General features: G+C 62.2%; 19 protein-coding genes and 1 tRNA gene. 5 read left to right on the forward strand and 15 right to left on the reverse strand.

The genetic code is table 11. The annotated features are described in order from the left end of the window. The first annotated feature begins 76 nt into the window (after positions 1-76). The 3 genes from BB347_RS10175 to BB347_RS10180 all read left to right on the forward strand — a co-directional run bounded on the left by BB347_RS10175 (position 77) and on the right by BB347_RS10180 (position 2165). Complete coding sequence (locus tag BB347_RS10175) at positions 77-1177, forward strand: putative sulfate/molybdate transporter (RefSeq protein WP_076581129.1); 1101 nt, start codon at positions 77-79, stop codon at positions 1175-1177. A gap of 399 nt (positions 1178-1576) precedes the next feature. Continuing rightward, a complete protein-coding gene (locus tag BB347_RS19805) occupies positions 1577-1699 on the forward strand; it encodes a hypothetical protein (protein WP_257787605.1) in 123 nt (40 codons plus the stop codon). Further along, a complete protein-coding gene (locus BB347_RS10180; protein ID WP_076581131.1) occupies positions 1692-2165 on the forward strand; it encodes a DUF7384 family protein in 474 nt (157 codons plus the stop codon). The genes BB347_RS19805 and BB347_RS10180 overlap by 8 nt, the downstream gene beginning before the upstream one ends. A 43-nt stretch (positions 2166-2208) precedes the next feature. Here BB347_RS10180 and BB347_RS10185 read toward each other — a convergent pair whose 3' ends face one another. After that, positions 2209-2760: an XTP/dITP diphosphatase gene (locus tag BB347_RS10185; RefSeq protein ID WP_076581132.1), complete on the reverse strand. Its 552-nt coding sequence runs from the start codon at positions 2758-2760 to the stop codon at positions 2209-2211. 140 nt (positions 2761-2900) lie between these two features. Further along, the gene (locus BB347_RS10190; RefSeq protein WP_076581134.1) at positions 2901-3185 is read right to left on the reverse strand and encodes a DUF5808 domain-containing protein; all 285 of its coding nucleotides are present in this window, start codon (positions 3183-3185) and stop codon (positions 2901-2903) included. A gap of 162 nt (positions 3186-3347) precedes the next feature. On the opposite strand from BB347_RS10190, the gene BB347_RS10195 reads away from it, so the two are divergent. Beyond that, a complete protein-coding gene (locus tag BB347_RS10195) occupies positions 3348-3560 on the forward strand; it encodes a YgaP family membrane protein (RefSeq protein ID WP_076581136.1) in 213 nt (70 codons plus the stop codon). A 3-nt stretch (positions 3561-3563) separates the two neighbouring features. Here BB347_RS10195 and BB347_RS10200 read toward each other — a convergent pair whose 3' ends face one another. The 5 genes from BB347_RS10200 to BB347_RS10220 form a co-directional block, all read right to left on the reverse strand. Next, positions 3564-5237 carry a bifunctional N(6)-L-threonylcarbamoyladenine synthase/serine/threonine protein kinase gene (locus tag BB347_RS10200; RefSeq protein ID WP_076581138.1) on the reverse strand — a complete coding sequence of 558 codons (1674 nt, stop codon included), beginning with the start codon at positions 5235-5237 and terminating at the stop codon, positions 3564-3566. Positions 5238-5292: 55 nt separating this feature from the next. Beyond that, positions 5293-5427, reverse strand: coding sequence for a 30S ribosomal protein S27ae (locus BB347_RS10205; protein WP_090507336.1), 135 nt, complete (start codon positions 5425-5427; stop codon positions 5293-5295). Between the two features lies 1 nt (position 5428). Then, positions 5429-5770 carry a 30S ribosomal protein S24e gene (locus BB347_RS10210; RefSeq protein ID WP_076581142.1) on the reverse strand — a complete coding sequence of 114 codons (342 nt, stop codon included), beginning with the start codon at positions 5768-5770 and terminating at the stop codon, positions 5429-5431. Between the two features lie 151 nt (positions 5771-5921). After that, positions 5922-6941, reverse strand: a complete 1020-nt coding sequence (locus tag BB347_RS10215) for a WD40/YVTN/BNR-like repeat-containing protein (protein ID WP_076581144.1) — start codon at positions 6939-6941, stop codon at positions 5922-5924. Positions 6942-6988: 47 nt separating this feature from the next. Further along, positions 6989-7717: a helix-turn-helix domain-containing protein gene (locus BB347_RS10220; protein ID WP_076581146.1), complete on the reverse strand. Its 729-nt coding sequence runs from the start codon at positions 7715-7717 to the stop codon at positions 6989-6991. Between the two features lie 232 nt (positions 7718-7949). On the opposite strand from BB347_RS10220, the gene BB347_RS10225 reads away from it, so the two are divergent. Further along, positions 7950-8261, forward strand: a complete 312-nt coding sequence (locus BB347_RS10225) for a hypothetical protein (RefSeq protein WP_076581148.1) — start codon at positions 7950-7952, stop codon at positions 8259-8261. Positions 8262-9063: 802 nt separating this feature from the next. Here BB347_RS10225 and BB347_RS10230 read toward each other — a convergent pair. The 8 genes from BB347_RS10230 to BB347_RS10265 all read right to left on the reverse strand — a co-directional run bounded on the left by BB347_RS10230 (position 9064) and on the right by BB347_RS10265 (position 15667). Beyond that, positions 9064-9135 (reverse strand) — tRNA-Ala (locus tag BB347_RS10230). 113 nt (positions 9136-9248) lie between these two features. Beyond that, entirely contained in the window at positions 9249-9947 is a 699-nt protein-coding gene (locus tag BB347_RS10235) for a rhomboid family intramembrane serine protease (RefSeq protein ID WP_076581150.1), read from the reverse strand. Positions 9948-10209: 262 nt separating this feature from the next. Further along, a complete protein-coding gene (rpsJ, locus tag BB347_RS10240) occupies positions 10210-10518 on the reverse strand; it encodes a 30S ribosomal protein S10 (RefSeq protein WP_076581152.1) in 309 nt (102 codons plus the stop codon). After that, the gene (gene tuf / locus BB347_RS10245; protein WP_076581154.1) at positions 10519-11781 is read right to left on the reverse strand and encodes a translation elongation factor EF-1 subunit alpha; all 1263 of its coding nucleotides are present in this window, start codon (positions 11779-11781) and stop codon (positions 10519-10521) included. A gap of 294 nt (positions 11782-12075) precedes the next feature. Beyond that, complete coding sequence (locus BB347_RS10250) at positions 12076-13023, reverse strand: homoserine dehydrogenase (protein ID WP_076581156.1); 948 nt, start codon at positions 13021-13023, stop codon at positions 12076-12078. Beyond that, a complete protein-coding gene (locus tag BB347_RS10255; protein ID WP_076581158.1) occupies positions 13020-13610 on the reverse strand; it encodes an amino acid-binding protein in 591 nt (196 codons plus the stop codon). The genes BB347_RS10250 and BB347_RS10255 overlap by 4 nt, the downstream gene beginning before the upstream one ends. Before the next feature lie 161 nt (positions 13611-13771). Continuing rightward, the gene (locus tag BB347_RS10260) at positions 13772-14176 is read right to left on the reverse strand and encodes a NifU family protein (protein WP_076581160.1); all 405 of its coding nucleotides are present in this window, start codon (positions 14174-14176) and stop codon (positions 13772-13774) included. A gap of 75 nt (positions 14177-14251) precedes the next feature. Beyond that, the gene (locus BB347_RS10265; protein ID WP_076581709.1) at positions 14252-15667 is read right to left on the reverse strand and encodes an LVIVD repeat-containing protein; all 1416 of its coding nucleotides are present in this window, start codon (positions 15665-15667) and stop codon (positions 14252-14254) included. Positions 15668-15760: the final 93 nt, after the last annotated feature.

The raw sequence follows: 15760 nt of genomic DNA on the forward strand, positions 1-15760 counted from the left end.
CTTACGCCGAACGAGTATCGAAACGGCGAAAAGTTACAGAGAATAGTAAAGTGCGTCACGGCCTTACCGGCTGTAGATGGCGTACTCACTCGGTTCGTCGACTGACTCCGATCTCGAGTTCTCGATGTCCGAACTGACGGGTGCGCTAGGTGATTCGGTTACCGTTCTCCCCCTTCTCATCGCCCTCGCAGCGACGACGAGCGTCTCGCTGCCACACGTCCTGGTCGGGTTCGGCATCTTCCAGATCGTCTGGGGGCTGTACTACGGGATGCCCCTGTCCGTCGAACCGATGAAAGCGCTGATCGGATTGGCCATCGTCGGCTCGCTTTCCTACCCTGAACTCGCCGCAGCCGGATTGCTCGCGGGCGGCGTCTTGCTCCTCGTCGGGAAACTCGGACTCGTCGGCGAGATCCAACGACTCGTCGGCGAACCCGTCATCCGCGGCGTCCAGTTCGCAGTCGCCTTGCTCTTGCTCGAGGCAGCGCTGGATCTTACCGTCGAGAGTATCCCGCTCGCGCTCGCCGGCCTGGCAATCGTCGGACTCTTCGCGCTCGCCGGCCACCAGGGAACGAGCATCCTGCTCGTCCTCGGCCTCGGGGGACTCGCCGCGGTCGCGACGGCTGGCATTCCGACGCCGCGTCTTCCCGACCCGACCCTCTTTCCCGCAGGCACGCCGACGGTATCGAGCGCAGCACTCGAGGGCACCGTCGCTCAGCTGGGGATGACGGTCGGCAACGCGGCTATCGCGACCGCGTTACTCTGTAGTGACCTCTACGATCGGAACGTTTCGGCGGATTCACTGTCCAAAAGCATGGGCGTAACGTGTCTTGCCGCGGTTCCGATCGGTGGCGTTCCGATGTGTCACGGCAGCGGCGGCCTCGCGGGGAAGTACGCCTTCGGCGCTCGCACCGGGGGTGCAAACGTCATTCTCGGGGTCGGCTACCTGGCCCTCGCGCTCGTCGCGACCGGGGCCTTACTCGCCGCGTTCCCCGTCGCCGTCCTCGGAGCCTTGCTCGTCGTCGTTTCCATCGAACTCGCTCGAGCATCGTTCGCCCCCGTCGACGGCCGGCAATCGCTGGCGATCGTCCTCGGCGTGGGGATTCTCGGATTAGCGATCAACGTCGGGGTCGCGTTCGTCCTCGGTGCCATCGTGTTCTGGGTGCTCGCTCGCGAGTGAGACGGCGGCGCTTCGTTCTCGAGGAGAAGGGTGTAATCGTCGTCAGCAACGCGCCCTTCAGGTGATTGTGAAACCGGGCAGACGACGAGAACCGGTCTCGAGAGTGACGAGGGCGAATGGCAAACCACTGATGGCGGCCTCGAGAGACGAAGTCCACTCGCGTAAGTGCTGAATCCGTCTGCCATCTCGTTCTGAGAGTGTCAGCGATACTAACGAACGCCCTGGACAGGCGGATACACGCCCGGACGGGCAGTTACACGACAACCACGAACTCGAGAACGGTCGGCTACTCCGACGTAGAAATGGTTCCGGACAGGCCGTATACTATTGAGCGCTATATCAAATCATCTCGACACGGGAGACACGCCGTTTTTCTCGCTCGAGGGTCAACGTTCGACAATGACCACGAGTTGGGACGATCTCTTCGATCGAGCCAGCGAATCGAGCGTGACGCTCGAGGAGTTACGAGAAACGGCCGGGAAACGATCCGACAGATCCGGAACAGAGGAGGGCGATGCCTGACACTCCACGTCTCGAGCGCGTCGTCGCGGACGCGGACGTGCTCGCAGCCGACCTGTTGGTTGGAGGAGACGCTCGAGACGCGCTGGATCACGTTCGCCGCCACTCGTGGGTCGAACTCGTCGCGAGCGATGCGTTGCTCGAGCAAACCGAACGACTCGTGACGGAACTGGCCGATGCGAAGTTGGCGAGCGATCATCGCGACCGACTCGAGGCAGAGCGAGTCGCCGTCGACCACCCCCCGGAGGACCACCCGGCGCTGGCTTCGGCCTACCACGGTGACGCTGCACACCTGCTTTCCTACGACGAGACGCTGCGCTCGCCGCAGGCGGCGCTATCGCTCCAACCACGCGTGTCGGTGAGCGTCCGCCCACCCGACGCCTTCGCGCGGTTGTTCGATCCCGAGAGCGTCTATAGAGAAGTCGAAGACGGAGCGTATCCGGGACCCGATCGAGATCCTCGAGACTGACCCGGTCGAACGCGTCACTCGAGTCGCCCCGAGACTGTCGGAGTCAATCCTCGTTCGACGCGTACCACTCCGCAAACGCAGCGAAGGCACGGCCGCGGTGTGAGATGGCGTTTTTCTCCTCGGTGCTCATCTCCGAGAGCGTCTGTCCGTTGTACTCGAAGAGCGGATCGTAGCCGAACCCGCCGTCACCGCGTGGCGCAACGAGCGTTCCGGCGACCGATCCCGTGAACGTCTCTGTCCCGTCTGCGTCCGCGTAGGCGAGCACCGTCCGAAAGCGCGCCCGTCGGTTCGCTTCCTCGCGTGCGAGTCGCCAGAACCGTTCGATACCGACGGTATCCTCGACGTAGGCGGAGTAGGGACCCGGAAATCCACCCAGTGCGTCGACGAACAGTCCCGTGTCGTCGACGATAACCGGGTCGTCACCCTCGCGCGCCTCGAACGTCTCTCGAGCGCCGTGTCTCGCGATCTCCTCGAGCGAGTCGCTCTGGATTTCGGTGTAGTCGTACTCGATCTGTTCGATGGTGTCGATTCCCTCGAAGTACTCGCGCGCTTCGCGGACCTTGCCGTCGTTTCCCGTCACGAATCGGATGGTCATGTGCGAGCAACGTCTCGGTGACGCCAAAGCGTCGTCGGTTGCACGCGAGCGATCGAAGATCGAGAGAAAGCTAGCCACACGGCTGGCTACGAGCGGAAAAAGCGTGTGCGGCGGCAATGGAGTGGCTTCGTTCCCGCGTCTCAGTTCTCGTCGTCGTCGACGATGACTTCGACGGGGTCGTCCTGGGTCTCTTGTTCTTGACTCGAGGTGCTCTGTTCTTGGTGCCAGAGGAGGACGCCGGCGACGAGGACGACGACCCACGAGCGCCAGTTCGCGAGGTTCAGCGTGTAGCCGACGCCGAACGGTTTCTCGACGAGCATGCCCTTGCCCGGTTTCCAGTACGACGAGAGCATGCGGCTCATGCTTGGTCGTTCGAAGTTGTACGGTACCCCGAGAATTTCTCCGGACGTCGGTTTGTCTGCCATGGGCGAATGTACGGCGTCCCCTAATATGAGTATTGGGTGCTCGTCTCCATGGTCGAAACAGGGGTGGTCGTGTTCGAGGGAGTGGCGGCGGTGCAAACTCGCCGTCGATCACCGTCGCTGGCGGGCCCGAACTGTTTTGTTCGCGTCCGTCGAGAATCGGCTATGAAACGCAACGTCGGCCGGAGAGACCGTATCGTGAGAGGGGTCCTCGGTATTTGGCTCCTCGTCGTCGCGAGCGCAGCGTTCTCCGAGGACAAGTACGACAGAGCCGCGATCGCGGCGATTGCCGGCCTCGGGCTCCTCCAAAATGCACTGACCAGTTTCTGTGGCGGGAATTTCCTGTTCGGCATCGATACGACGAGCGACGCCGAATAACGCTCACTCCTCGACGTACCGACCGCGGCCTTCGATATCTCGCAGGCGCTCGAGGACGCGCTCGTGGCCCACCTCACGATACCCCGCTTGGACAGCATCACGAAGCAGTTCGGGATCGTCCGCGGTGCCAACCAGACTCTGATCGAAGACGTGGAGGTCCATCGCGTAGTCTTCGACGTGGTCGGTGTGATAGCCGAGGCCGAAATCGATGAGGAACGTCCGTTCGGGACTCACGCGAACGTTTCGCGTCGTCGGATCGCCGTGGACGAACCCCGCTTCGTGGAGCGTCGCGAGGTGTCGACCCACGGCACGAACCCGCTCGCGAGACAACCCGTCGCGGAGGTCCGCGTCGCCGACGTACTCGAGTTCGAGCGTCGCCTCAAGTGGATCGACGTCGGAGAGCACGGGCGTCGGAACCCCCTCGCGGCGAGCGAGACTCGTGAGTCGGGCCTCGAGCGTCGTCCGTTCGCGTCTGAGACGGTCGTCGAGGACGGGATGACGGTACGTTTTGGCCACCCGACGCTTACGGACGCGTCCCGCCGTCGGATCGAGGTCGACGAGCGCCTCCGCGCCTCGAACCTCGGTTTCGTCCTCGCCACGACCGACCACCAGTTCGGATTCGTCGCTGCGCCACGTGACCGGGACCTGATCGGGTCGGTAGTTCGGATCGACGCGCGAGTCCTCGAGCGCGATCGTCTCGCCGGCGTCGTACATCTTCGCACCGAGGACGGCGATCATCCCGGCGTTGTCCCGGAGGAATCGAGGCTCGGGCGCGTGGAAGTCGGCCCCGCGTTGGTCGCACATGTCCGCGAGCATCTCGCGCAGTCGGGCGTTCTGGCCGACGCCGCCACCCAGGACGAGTTCGTCGCTCCCGGTCAACGAGAGCGCGCGCTCGGAGACTTCGGTGAGCATAGCGAAGACGTTCTCTTGGAGTGAGAAACAGACGTCCTCGAGAGGCGTTCCATCGTCGGACGCCTGCTTCGCCGCGCTCATAATTCCCGAGAACGAGAAATCCATTCCCTTGACGACGTATGGGAGGTCGACGTACTCGCCGTCTTTCGCGGCCCGCTCGACTTTCGGGCCGCCGGGGTGTGACCAGCCGACGTGGCGCGTGAACTTATCGATCGCGTTTCCGACGCCCGTATCCATCGTTTCGCCGAGGACGCGGTAGCGACCGTTTCGATACGCCAGCAGGTGGGCGTTCGCCCCGCTCGCGTTCAAACAGACCGGCGAGTCGAACTCGGCCGTGTGCCGGCCGATCTCGAGGTGGGCGACCATGTGATTGACGCCGACGAGAGGTACCGAGAGCGTCTGGCTCAGCGTGCGTGCGGCCGTTCCGACGATTCGCAGGCAGGGGCCGAGTCCGGGGCCCTGTGAGAAGGCGACGGCGTCGATGGGCGAATCCCGCTGGCTCGAAGAAGAGCGCTCGCTACCGTCTGTTGCTCGGGGCTCACTCGCGCTGTCAGCCGTTTCTCGGGCGTGTTCGAGGACGTCCGCCACGACCCGCGGGATCGCCTCGTGCATGTGTTCTGCGGCCTCGCGCGGATGGATGCCGCCGCTGTCGGGTTCGTACGCGTCGCTCTGGATGTATACGTCGTCGGACTCAGAATCGTACAGCGCCGCGCTGGCCGCCCAGGCGGTGCCTTCGATCCCGAGAATTCTGGTAGTAGAACTCACGTATCGTGTCTACGCGCTCGAGGTCGAAACTGACCGAGCGCAGTGGTTGGCTCCGTTACTCCCACTCGGTGTAGCCACACTTACCGCAGTGCGTGCGGTCACCGTGGTCTGCGAGGAACGCGTCTCCGCATCGTGGACACTGTTCTCGCTCCGTGGTTCCGTCGTCGCCGTAGAGTTCGTGTCGGGCCATCTTAGGCTTCCTCCGCTTCGGCTTCCGCGTCGGCATCAGCCTCAGCCTCTGCGTCGGCTTCTTCGTCGCCGATCTTGTTTCGCTCGAGCATGTGGTCTTGCTCGACGTCTCGGGCGTTGTCAGCCGTCTCGTAGACCTTCGCCTGTCCGACCGTCTTTCGCATACCGAATTTGGTGTCGAGTTTACGGACGACGACCTCGTCGGCGTCCTTGTTCAGTTTCGCCGCGAGGCTGTCGCGAACCTGCAGTCGCGACGGCGTCGCGTCCTCGTGGACCAGTTCGAAGGTTACGTCGGTACGATGCAACATGGGATTTTCCGTTTCGGAAACGATGTCGACGTCCATGATATCACTCAGTTACACTACTATCCCCGTGTAGCGCCTAAAAGGATTTCGAAGCACTCACCGACTTCGACCGGAGAACGATGGGACCGCCACCGAATCAGGCGCAACCGACATCAAATTCAGGCGCGACCGACACCGGATCGGAGACACGTCACTCGAGAACGACTAGTCCGCGCGGCGTCTGGGACTCGTAGCCGTCCGTCCACTCGAGTTGCAGTCGTTCCCAGCGGTCGCCGAAGTCGTCGCTCCGGAAGAGTCCGCGGTTATTCAGCGCGTAGACGCTCCCTTCGTTGGTGGTATCGAAGACGGCTCTGACGACACCCGACCCCGTCGGCAATCCGCGGTCGTCGAGTCGGGTCCACGCCTCGCCGTCGGTTTTTCGGTAGACGTACGATTCGGCTGTGTCGACGCTGTGCGCGCTCGAGGCACCGCTCGCACTCGAGACGATCACGGCGTTCGGATCGGACGGATCGACGGCGAGCCCCCAGCAGTAGGTGTGCTCGAGACCGTCTTGAGGCCGGCGCCACGACTCGCCGCCGTCGTCGCTCTCCGCGTAGCCGTCGCCCGCGGCGGTGTACACCCGGCCCTCTCGATCAGGGTGTACTGCAAGCGTGTGGTTATCACGCCGGGAACCTGCTGGACGCTCCTCCCACGTCTCACCACCGTCAGTGCTCAAGACGAACGCGCCGGCCTCGATACCGACGTAGAGTCGATCCGGATCGAACGGATCGACCTCGAGCCACCGAACGTGATGGGTGTGTGGTCGGGGCGGAAAGTACCACTCGTCCGACGAGGGCAGGTCCGTCACGTCCGAGAGGTGCGTCCAAGAGTTGCCGCCGTCGGTGGAGCGGTAGATTCGACTCGGCTCCGTTCCTGCGTACAGGACATCCGGATCGTGGGGACTGATCGCGAGCGACATCACGGCGTCACTGACAAATGGTGTCTCGAGGTGCTCGATCGAGATATCGTCGCCGTCCGTCGGTGCGTGGACCCGAACGAGTCCGTTCTCGAACGTCCCGGCGAACGCGCGATCCGGCCGTTCTGATGAGGCGACTACGCACTCGAGTTCGTGACTCTCGAGGGTGCTCAGGACACGCCAGTCGCTGCCCCGTTGGGCGTCTGTCTGGCACACGAGGAGCCGATCTCCTAACGCGACGAAGAGCGTTGACATACGTCAACAGACGGCAGCCAGCTACTAACGCTGTTGGGGTGGGTTCACTACCTCGAGGGTTTCGTTTCAGCGCTTCGATCGGGTGTCGACGGCGTCCCATGATCCGTCCTCGAGGTGCCGCCGAGGACGATCGTCGACATGAGCTGGGACTCGATTCGACGAAGGTGCTGGCCGACAGTCCCCGCCGAACAACCCAGTTCGTCCGCTATCTCTTGGTACGTGACTTCTCGTGGTTCCTGGTAGTATCCTTCCTCGATCGCGACGGACAATACTTCTCGCTGGCGATTCGTCAGATCGATCAATGGTTGGCCATCGGAGGGATCGTACCGACCGAGTCGTTCGATATCCAGGTCAGTGAGGGCCCGCGTTTCGGAGATCAACGACCGAAGTTCGCTCTCGCTGCCGATCTGTGAAACGCGGAGGTGTGCATTGTTCGGACCAGTGTATTCCATCGGATAATCGAGCAACACCGCGTGTCGCTGATGGATCTCGAGGAGATTCGTCGTCAACTCGCTTGGCTGGTAGTGCATCTGCAAGATTTTGCTCTCGTTGACGTCACTGAGCATGTACTCGAAGACGTTCGACGACGGATGCTCGAGCGCGCGGGTCACGTCCTCCCGATCCCCAACGATCTCTCGGCGCGTCACGATCGTACCGTCACTGAGGAAATCAGTATCCTGGATCGTTCGAAGGGTGACGCCGTACTCGCTCAACACCTGTTCACCCGGATCGAAATACCCTTGCTGAGGTGTGAGTACGTATGTCACATATCGCATGTCATCTATCTCAGACGTGCCGGTAAATAATAATTACGGTTTTAAATAAATTGAATAAATTGTTTAACAGAAGATGGTGAAGGTTCCGTTCGTGGCGAACGGAGGCAGCGATTCGCTACGCAACACCGAACGGTGTAATCGTCTGGCGCGGAAGATGCGCGGCCTCCAGGTTCTGAAGTCAACACTGGTTCACCAGAACTATTAGGTCACAGCGGCCAATCGGTTTTCGACGATGACCGATCGGCCGCCCTCCCCTCCATCGCCGACACTTTCCAGTACGAAGAGTACCGAGAAATCGCGCACCGTCGTTACGACGTCCCAACTTGCCAGTCGCATCGAAACCACCCTCGGTTGTCGACTCGAGGACGCGTTTCTCGAAGACGTCTTACTCGAATTAGACCGGAGCGACTACGTCGAGTGGGTGCGAATCACCCGCGACGGCGAGTACGTCTGGGATTTAACCAATTCGGCCGACCGAATTGCGACAACCATCGCGACTCGTGTCGTCGACTGGGTCGTCGATTGGCTCGAGGGAACGGACTGAGGACCCGTGACGACGTTCGTCTCGAGAACAGAGACATCGAAGAATAGCGTCAAAGTCGTCGTAAGTGATGTCGATCGAACCGTGAGTCGTGGACTCTCCCTACTACAAACCGAACATCTCCGTCCGTGGACCAGTGAGTAGCGAGTGAAACGACAGCATAGACGACGCTGGTCGTGTGTCGAGACGCACCCACGTTTCGGACAAAAATCACGATAGACGTCGGTGGTGAGCCGACGTTACCGCCTCCCCTCCCCCTTCCGAGCGTTTCAACCGCACGGGGTCGTTATCGGTAGGTGCGATAGGGTGGTGACGTTGGGTTGTGCGTGATCGGTGACGGGGACGTTGTAATTGTCTCATATCGGATGGAACCTGCCGGCGACGACAGTATCCCAATCCCCGTCAGTAAGGGAGTTCGAGCAAGACAAAATATACTTACTGGCAGAAAAACCGGCATTCAATTGTATTATCCGTTCTGAAGCGTGTTTTCAACAGAAATCGTGTCTCGAGTATGACGCTTCGACGAGTCCACGACTGACCGAGCGAAGCGACATGAAAGAGTAGACTCGAGAAGACACAGTTTGCCGAGCAGTTGCTCGGTTCCCTCTCAAAGACACCGGGATGTGACCTCGAGAAAAGACGAGTGCTCGAGACGCTGGCACTGCGACGTCCAGGCTTCAAATCCCGCCTCGACCATTCTCGCTCATAGAACTCGCTCCGATGGACCCGTCGGGATTGAGCAAACGCGAAGCGTTTGCGATGTTCGACGAGTCCACGACTGAACGAGCGAAGCGACGTGAAGAAGTGGACTCGTCGGGATTTGAACCCGAGGCCTCTTCCTTGCGAAGGAAGCGATCTACCACTGATCTACGAGCCCGCGACCGTTTCTACCCGCGAGATCTATTTGTAGCTTATGCTTCGAGATTAGACGACGGCCGCCGAGTTTAGATGCAAAGCGATCCAACCGGCCGTCGTGCCTCGAGTCGATGCTCACCGGCTCGCGGAAGTTCCGACGTGCAAGATGCGAGCGCGCCCGGCGAGCATCCCGACTAAGAAGCCGGTGAAGTGGGCGAGAAGTGCGATCCCGGGGCCAGCAGTCGCCAACGTTACGGCGGCTGCGAGACCGACGAAGACGACGGCCGTCAGCCACTGTGGAACCTCGACGAACGACGCGAGTCCGGCCGACAGTCGGTTCGACGCGATCAGGTAGCCCAACAAGGCGAAGACGCCGCCGCTGGCGCCGATGACGCCTCCGGTTCCGGGGACGCCGAATATCGGTGCCGCCGCTGCGGCGTTCGTTAGAACGATCTGTGAGAGGCCGGCAATCGCCCCCGTCAGGAGGAAGAACGCGTGAAATCGAACTCGAGTGGTCGCTCGAGCGACGGGCCAGCCGAAGACGACGAGCGCGATACTGTTCGACAGTAGGTGTCCGAGCCCCTGATGCGCGTAGACGCTCGCGACGACCGACAGGAGGTTATCGGTCACTGGCGGTGACAGGACGAACAATCCAGCCACGAGTCCTAGCCCGACGATCAACGCGAGGTGGTAAACGAAGAAGACGACGGCGAACACGACCAAGAGATCGACGATAGCGCCACTCGAGCCGGTAGCTGTGGATCCATCGTCGGGACTCGACTCTGGGAACGGGTTTGGAGAGGGTTTCACTCGTGAGTGCGAGCGACCAGCCATGCTCGTACGTGCAACGTCACGAACCAAAAGTCTCTGCAATAGTCGCTGTTTTTCAGGTGTCGTCCGGTGAGCGTCGGGAATCTACTCCTCGAGGTCCTCGAGTGAGCGGTTCAGTACGGGGTGAGTAGGTCACTAAGAGTGGAGAACCAGGGGGCGATTCAGTATCGTCGGATCGGCTACTTCGGATGGGCGAAGTTGCAATGATAGCGCTACCGCTGGGTTGGGTACGAAAGGTGAAAACGAATCTGACCGCGATCGGCCGTTAGTCTTCGAGGACGATCTCGATCGAGACGTCGTTTGGCACCTGAATGCGCATGAGCTGGCGGAGTGCGCGTTCGTCGGCGTCCAGATCGATCAGGCGCTTGTGGACGCGCATCTCCCAGTGCTCCCACGTTGCAGTGCCTTCGCCGTCAGGCGACTTCCGGGCCGGCACCTCGAGGGTCTTCGTCGGCAGTGGGATCGGACCGCTGAGGTTGACGCCGGTGTTGTTCGCAATCTCGCGGACGTCGTCACAGATATCGTCGAGGTCGTCTGGACTCGTGCCTGCGAGTCGAACGCGTGCCTGCTGCATTTATTTGCCGTCGACGTCGAGGACCTTGCCGGCCGCGATGGTCTGACCCATGTCACGGATGGCGAAGCTCCCGAGTTCTGGGATCTCGCTCGATGGCTCGATGCTGAGTGGCTTTTGTGGTCGGATCGTGACCACAGCAGCGTCACCAGACTGGATGAAGTCGGGGTTCTCCTCGGCGACTTCACCGCTTGCGGGGTCCATCTTCTTGTCGATGGATTCGATGGTACAGGCGACCTGTGCCGTGTGGGCGTGGAAGACTGGCGTGTAGCCAGCCGTGATCACGGATGGGTGTTGCATGACGACGACCTGTGCCTGGAACGTCTCGGCGACGCTCGGTGGCTCGTCGGCCGGGCCACAGACGTCACCGCGGCGGATGTCGTCCTTACCGATGCCACGAACGTTGAATCCGACGTTGTCACCCGGCTCTGCTTTTGGCACCTCTTCGTGGTGCATCTCGATCGTCTTCACTTCGCCACCGACGTCCGATGGCTGGAAGGAGACGTTGTCGCCGATGTTCATGATACCGGTCTCGATTCGGCCGACTGGGACGGTCCCGATTCCCGAAATCGTGTATACGTCCTGAATTGGGAGCCGAAGCGGCGCGTCCGTTGGTGGCTCCGGCGCTGGCAGGTCGTTGAGTGCCTCGAGGAGGGTACGTCCGTCGTACCACGGCGTCTCGCCGGATTCGTCGGCGATGTTGTCGCCTTCGAATGCCGAAATCGGGATGAACGAGGCACCGTCGGTCTGGAACTGAACCTGCTTGAGCAGCTGGTTGACTTCCTCGACGACCTCGTCGAAGGTGTCCTCCTTGTAGTCGACGACGTCCATCTTGTTGACGCCGATGATGAGTTCGTCGATACCGAGGGTCCGAGCCAGGAACACGTGCTCCTGGGTCTGGGGCGCGACACCGTCGTCGGCGGCGACGACGAGGACGGCGTTGTCCGCCTGGGATGCGCCCGTGATCATGTTCTTGACGAAGTCGCGGTGACCAGGACAGTCGACGATGGTGAAATCGTAGGCGTCCGTCGAGAACTCCTGGTGGGCGATGTCGATGGTAACACCACGCTCTCGCTCTTCGGCGAGGTTGTCCATGACGTAGGCGAACTCGAAGCCGCCTTTGCCCTTCTCTTCTGCTTCTTCGCGGTGCTGTTCGATGACGTGCTCTGGTACGCTCCCCGTCTCGTAGAGGAGGCGTCCCACGAGCGTACTCTTCCCGTGGTCGACGTGGCCGATGATGGCCAAGTTTTGATGTTGTTCGCTCATTGTTGTAGCTCACGCGCAGAGGCGCTTATATCGGTGTAGTTTGCCCGTTGCGGTTAAAACCATTTCGAAAGCGAATTCTCCCGAACCCGACGCTTTCGTGCGGTTTGACTAGCATTCACACGATGGACGTGGCGCACTACAACTGGTTTGTTTGGCCGACGGAGGGACCTTCGTTACGATTTCAATCGTGAGAAGAGACCGAAAGTCACCCGCGTCGACGTACTCACGATTCGTCGACACGAACAGCACTCGAGCAGTGACGAACGATGCAGTTTCCAGACCGACATCGCGAGCCTACAGCGGTGGGAGCCTGCCGACGTCGGAGAGCACGGCCGTCGCCGTCTCCGGGCCACCCGCACCGCGACCGCTCGAGTGTAACGACCCGGCGTTTCGGGTTTCGATCTGGACGATGTTTCGCGTGCCGGTGACGGCGAGCGGCCCGTTTTCGGGGACGAGTCGTGGTCCGACGCGGACACCGTCGCGAGTCGCCTCACCGATGAGGCGAATCGTTCGGCCGTCCTCGGCGGCGAGGTCGAGTGCGCTGCCGGGGATGTTCTGAATGCCGTCGACGGTCGCGTCATTGAGTGCGAAGCCGCCGTCCGCGAGAACGTTCGCGAGGATGACGAACTTGAGCGCGGCGTCGGTGCCGTCGACGTCGAACGTCGGATCAGCCTCGGCGACGCCGAGGTCCTGCGCTTCTGCGAGAACGTGTTCGTAGTCGAGCCCCTCGGCAGCCATCCGGGTGAGGATGAAGTTCGCGGTACCGTTGAGCACCCCTCGGACGGCCGTTACGGCCTGTGGCGTGGAATCCTCGACCGTCGAGAGGATCGGAATCGCGCCGCCGACGGTCGCTTCGAACCGGATCGAGCCGGCACTGGCCGCCTCGAGTGCGCGGAGTTCTTCGTAGCGTTCTGCGACGGGACCTTTGTTCGCTAACACGACGTGGCGGTCGGCTTCGAGTGCGCGTTTGGTGTGTGAAAAGCCGGGCTGGGCGTCGCCGAGGGTCGTCGGCGTCGCCTCGACGAGCACGTCGTAGTCGGCCTCGAAGACTGTCTCGAGGTCACTGGAGCCGAGGGCGTCTCCGGCGAGTTTGCGCTCGAGTGCGCCGTCGATGTCGATGCCATCGTCGTCGACCGTTGCGGTGGTCGAATCGGCGAGCGCGACGACGTCGTGGCCGTAGTCACCGGCGAGGTCGGCGACCGATCGGCCGACGTCGCCAGCACCGAGGATTGCGAGTTTCATGCGGTCTCACCTCCGAGAAGCGGTTCGACGACGGTGAGCTCTTTGTCCGAACCGATCGAGCGAATCGCCGACAGCGCGGCGTCGGATTGGCCGGAGTCGATCGCCAGTCGAATGCGAGCGCTCGAGACGGCTTCCGTTCCGTCGGGAGCCGTCAGCGAGAGGTCGCGAACGACGGCGTTCGCGTCGGATTCGATCTTCGAGAGCGTGTCCGAGAGATCGGTTTCGACGATGTTACCGACCAACACGACGCTGATCTCCTCGCCGTAGTGTTCGGCACCGGCTTGAATGACGTTGACGCCGGCGTCGCGAAGGGCCTCGACGATGCCGTCGAATCTGTCCGGCGGACTTTCCAGGTCGACCTCGACGGGAATGTGTCCGCGAGGAGTGATACTTCCGCGTTCGTGGTGGATGCTCAACAGGTTTCCACCGTTGTCGGCGATCGGTGCGAGCGCGCGAAGTAACTCGCCAGGTTCGTCGACGAGTTCGAGGCGGACGGTGTAGGCACGAACGCCGCCGTCTGTTTCCGCTTTCTCGTCGTCGGCGGGGTCGTTACTCACTGCCGTCACCTCCGTGTCGCAAGCGTCCACACGTCGTCATGGTGTACGAGTCCGTAATGGGCGCGTAAAAGGATATAGGACTTCCCAAAACTCTCCGCCCCTGTTACCGTGAACCATACTCGAGGCGAGCGGCGAGCAGGCGGCGAACGACGCTGGCAGGGGCACGATTCGAGGCCCGAAAGGGAGGCCAACTAGAGGTGGTCTTTCCCCGGGTTCGACGAACCCCAGTCACCGCGACCACCTTCCGTCCGGTCGACGCCCATGATCGATTCGGCCTGATCGGGGCCACCGAGGCTCTCTCGAGCGTCGGGAACGCGGACGGTGACCTCGTCGATTTCGGGCCACGTGATGAGTTCGGCCTCGATGTTGTTCGTCGTAATGCCGCTGACTGAACAGCCTTTACAGCCGCCGCCGAGTTCGACGATGACTTCGCCTGTTTCGGGGTCGGCCTCGCGGACGGCGCTCGTCCCGCCGTGCATCTGGATGATCGGCATCTCGCGACTGAGCCACGCTTCGACGCGCTCTTTGAGCGACCGCTCGCCGTCTGCGGCGTCGGCGTCACCGGACGCGTCGGATGCGGCGTCGGGAGGTGTCATGGTTCGACGTACGCGCTCGAGCGGTGAATAAGGTTTTGACACTCGCTACCATCCATCAGGATCGATCCTGATGGTTTACTCACCTTCACCGGCGGGTTCGCCAGCAGACTCACCGTTGTTGCGCCAGTTACGTCGGCGCAGCCACTCGAGGGCGACGACCCCACCGGTAATGCCAGCAGCACCGGCGGTGACGCCACCGCCCGGGATCGCCTCGAACAGGCTTTCAGCGGTGCCCGCGTCGATGTCGATCGAGAAGGTGTAGAGGGCGCCCTCGGTGTCCGCGCCCGGGATCAGTTGCGTGCTGCTCGCGACGAACGTCTCGCCGGGGTCGGCGACTCGAGCGGTCCAGAAGCCGGCCGTATCGGTATCACGCCAGTGGGCGAGTTCCTCGGGCTCTGCGGGGTCGCTCACGTCGTGTATCCTGACGCCGCCCTGGTACCACGAGGAGTAGAGACGGTCGTCTCGGAGTTCGAAATTGTGTGCGGTCGTCCACTCTCCGCCGTCGTAGGTTGCGTCGCCGGCGGCCGGGGCGTCGATCGACGCGAGCGATTCTGGCTCGTCCGGATCGCTCACGTCGTAGAGGTCGATCCCGCCGGGGCCGTCGGGGTCGTCGCCGCCCGTCTCCCAGGCCTCCCGACCCACCGCGAGGAGGTCGCCGGTGTCGTCGACAGCCGAATAGTGGTCGTTCCCCGGGAGGCCGAGTTGAGCATCTTGGTCCGACAACTCGAGTGACTCCTCGAGCGTCGCGTCGCTCACGTGCGAGCGGTACGTCGGTTCGCTCGGGTCGCTGACGTCGACGAGGTAGGTGCCGGCGTTCCAGTGAGCGAGGTACGCGATGTCGTCGTGGACGTAGACGTCGTGGTTGTACCGTGCGAGCCAGTAGACGTCCTCCCAGTCGGGTTCGCGTTCGAGGAGCGACCAGCTCCCGATTTCGTCGACCTCGTCGTCGCTCACGTCGTAGATCACGAGCGGGTTATCGTCCTCGCCGTTGGCCACTACGTAGAGCAGATCGTCCTCGAGAAAGCAGTTGTGGATGTGAAAACCGGTTTCGTAGTCCGCGACGACGGTCGGTTCGGCGGGGTCGCTCACGTCGTAGAGTTCGAAGCCGTGAAAGACGTCCTCGTCCGTCCTGTTGGCCGGGCCGACGACGGCGAGGCGGTCGCCGTCGACTTTGACGTCGAGAATCTCGCGAAACGGGGTTCCATCGACCTCGAGCATGAACTCCTCCGCGAGGACCTCGGGGTCGGAGGGATCACTGATATCGACCGTCGCGAAGCCGTCGGCCGCGGCGACGTACACCGTATCGCCGTCGTCGCCGACGACGGCTTCGGTTGCACCGTCGACCTCGACGCGACCGAGCGGTTCGTACCCGGAGGGCGTCGACTCGGCCGCGACAGCCGTGGCTGCAGGGGACGACGAGACGAGCGCCTCAGAGAGGAGGAGCGATCCGCCCGCGCCAGCGCCGGCCCGGAGGAAGGATCTCCGCTGCATACGTCGTCCACGGGTCGAACGAGCAAGAAAGACGTGGTCAGTCTCGATTCGTGCCGGTTTCTCGACTGGGGGAAGACGGTCGTCGTCGGTCGA

The sequence above is a fragment of the Natronorubrum daqingense genome, from assembly GCF_001971705.1.
In the GTDB taxonomy this organism is placed as follows: Archaea; Halobacteriota; Halobacteria; order Halobacteriales; family Natrialbaceae; genus Natronorubrum; species Natronorubrum daqingense.